This is a genomic window from Planctomycetota bacterium (assembly GCA_038746835.1).
Lineage (GTDB): Bacteria > Planctomycetota > Phycisphaerae > Tepidisphaerales > Tepidisphaeraceae > JBCDKH01.
Map to the genome: position 1 here is coordinate 1 of JBCDKH010000289.1, position 2,938 is coordinate 2,938.

General features: G+C 65.1%; 2 protein-coding genes. Both read right to left on the reverse strand.

From position 1 onward, the window contains the following. Positions 1–1,459: PQQ-dependent sugar dehydrogenase (locus tag AAGI46_16685; protein MEM1013844.1), on the reverse strand; the 1,459-nt coding region annotated here is incomplete at its 3' end. Positions 1,460–1,468: 9 nt separating this feature from the next. Beyond that, positions 1,469–2,803 carry a serine hydrolase gene (locus AAGI46_16690; protein ID MEM1013845.1) on the reverse strand — a complete coding sequence of 445 codons (1,335 nt, stop codon included), beginning with the start codon at positions 2,801–2,803 and terminating at the stop codon, positions 1,469–1,471. Positions 2,804–2,938: the final 135 nt, after the last annotated feature.

A 2,938-nucleotide genomic window follows, 5' to 3' on the forward strand; every position in this document is an offset into this window, starting at 1 on the left:
CGCCCGGGCTGGACGTGCCGAAGTTGGCCCGCAGGATGCCGAAGTCGGCCAGGTCGACCACGTCGTCTTCGTTGAAGTCGCCGTCCTGAAAGCGTGGGTTGTCGGTCCGGCCGAAGTTGGCTCGGAGGATGCCAAAGTCGGCCAGGTCGACGTCGAGGTCGAAGTCGGCATCGCCGCCGGTTTTGTTGAAGTCGATGCGGGTGACGTTGCCGTTGAACGTGGCGACGTAGAGCTCGCCGTCGGCGTCTTCGCCGAAGCTGGCGAGCTGGAACTGCGGTGCACCGAATGGGAAGACGAAGCTGGTGATGTCTTCCACCGGAAGGTCGATGTCTTCCAGGTTGCTGAAGTCGCCCAACGAGTCGAGGTCAGCGGCACCGGCGACGTCGAGGGCGAAGACGCGGCCGGACACGAAGTCGCCGAAGATGTACTTGCCCTGGAAGTTCGGGCCGAGGTCTTCGCCGCGGTAGACGTAGCCGCCGGTGATGCTTCGGCCGAGGACGGGTCGCAGGCCGGTGCCGGGGGTACCGGCAGCGGCGGAATCGGAATCGTGGGCGTAGTCGAAGATCGGGTCGGCATTGTCGGTCGGCTTGGGTCCGCCGACGCCGCCGGTGGGTGTGGCGATGTAGCCCTCGCGAGGCCGCCAGCCGAAGTTGTATCCGACTTCGCCGGCAGGAAGCATGTTGACCTCTTCGCGTCGATTTTGGCCGACGTCGCCGATGTAGAGGTCGCCGGTCTCTCGGTCGAAGCTGGCGCGGTATCCGTTGCGCAGGCCCCACGCGACGATGGCCTCGTCGCCGTCGTCGCTACCGACGAACGGGTTGTCGGCGGGAATGGACGCGTTGCGGAAGAAGCCTGTGCCGGCGACGTCGTATCGCAGCATGGCCCCGAGGCGGTTGTTGGTGTCTTGCCCGTTGCCGATGCCGGGCGTGTGACCGGTGCCGAGATCGTTGCTCGAGCCGCCATCACCGATGGACCAGTAGAGCGTCTCATCGACCGGATTGAAGCCGAGCCAGCCGGCATTGTGATTGGACTGCGGCTGCGCGACCTGGGCGAGGATCTTGCTGCTCGTGTCGGCGACGAGCGGATCTGACGACGAACGCTGGTAGCGGGCCAAGACGCTGGTGCCGCTGGTGTTGGTGTAGCTGATATAGAACTCGCCGCTGGTCGCGTAGTCGGGTGCGAAGGCCATGCCCAGCAGGCCTCGTTCGTTGACGTCGCTGGTGATCCCGGTGATGTCGAGGAAGGTGCCGAGCGACTGGCCGGTGTTGGCGTCGATGGTCTTGATGCGCCCGGCCTTTTCGACGACGTACAGAACGGACGAGTCATCCGGCGTCGACGTGACGAACAACGGCTGGACGAACCCCGACGCGACCGTCGAACCAGTCAGCTGGGCCGACGCGGACCCCGCCGCGAGCAAGAGACTGGAAGTGACAGCGGCATGCAGTACGGCACGTGACATGCCGACAGGTTATGGCTGACCGCGTCGCACGACTGCGCCCGTTCGCCTTGTCAAGAGCAGCGTGCTGAGGCTCAGGATGGTCGTCGGCTCCGGCACCACTGAAGCGTGCCACGCGTCGAGCAGTGCTGCTTCGGCCTGTCCGAAGTTGGCTCGCAAGATCGCGAAATCACTGAGATCGACGTCGGTATCGCCGTCCAGGTCGCCTTCGACGAATCGGCCAGGAAACGTCCCGAACGATGCACGCAGAATGCCGAAGTCTGCAAGATCGACGTCGCCATCACGATCAGCGTCACCGGCACGATCGGGCGCGGCATTGATGACGTCGGCGCTGAACGCTCGAAGCGCGTCCGTCAGATCGTCGACGGCCTGGTACGAGTTGTCGATCAGGAAGATGCCGTAGTACTCGTTCTCGATATCGATCCAGGGAACGGCTCCGAAGGCGCCGGGGCTGGAGAACTCCACGGGCTGGCCGGCGTCGTTGCGCCGTTCGATCCACGTGCCAAGGCCGTAGCCGTCGAAGACGTCGACGCCGCCCGGCACGAAGCCGATCGCGACGTCACCGGACTGGTCAGCGAGGATCTCGTCGACGGCCTGTTGCGAGAGGAGACGCTCTCCGTCGTGCATGCCGCCGTTGCCGAGGAGGGCGAGCAGGCGTGCGTAGTCGTCGATGCTGGCTGCCGCACCGCCGGCGATGCGCGGGTTGGTCGGGCCGCCGATGCCGTCCCAGGAGAGGCTGGTCATGCCGAGTAGATTGGCGAGGCGTTCGTCGAACAGGTCGACCCAGCTCTCGCCGCTGACCACTTCCGCCACTCGGCCTGCGACGTGCATCGACACGCCGCCGTAGCTGAAGGTCGAGCCCGGGTCGCTCGTCATCAGGAACGGACTCGCGGCAATGTTGGAAACCGCCTGAGCCAGCGTGACATCCTGCCGGCCGACCCACTGGCTTTGCCCGGCCATGCCGCTGGTGTGGCTGAAGAGCTGGCGGACGGTGGTGTCGCCCCGGCCGTCGTCGAAGCCAGCGAACTCCGGCAGGATCGTCGAAAGCGGGGCGTCGAGGTTCAGCAGCTCTTCGTCCGCGAGGTCGGCGAGAAGTGTGCCCGACAGCCACTTCGTCGCCGACGCGATTCGAATGGATGTCGAGCGGTCGTAGGTGCCCCAGTACTGCTCGTGAACGATCGTGCCGTCGAATCCGGCAATGAGCAGCCCCGCCCCCGGCGCCTGCGGCCGAGCCGCGAGGAAGGCATCGATCGGATCGGTCACGGGCGAGAAGTCGACCTGCGCCCGAGCCGAACCGACGACGAGACCTGATGCAGCAACGGTCGCAACAAAGAGCTTCACCTTCATGCAACGCCCTCTGTGAACAGAGTATTGCAAGTAACACAATTTGTTGTAGGAACAGATGAGAAGCCGTGGGTTGAGCGAAGCGATGCCCCGGAGCGACGTCCAACAGGTCACGCTCCGGGGCATCGCTTCGCTCAA

Bases quoted from the DNA above. Each gene is read 5' to 3' on its own strand.
- AAGI46_16690 (MEM1013845.1), bottom strand. From the start codon at position 2,803: ATGAAGGTGAAGCTCTTTGTTGCGACCGTTGCTGCATCAGGTCTCGTC.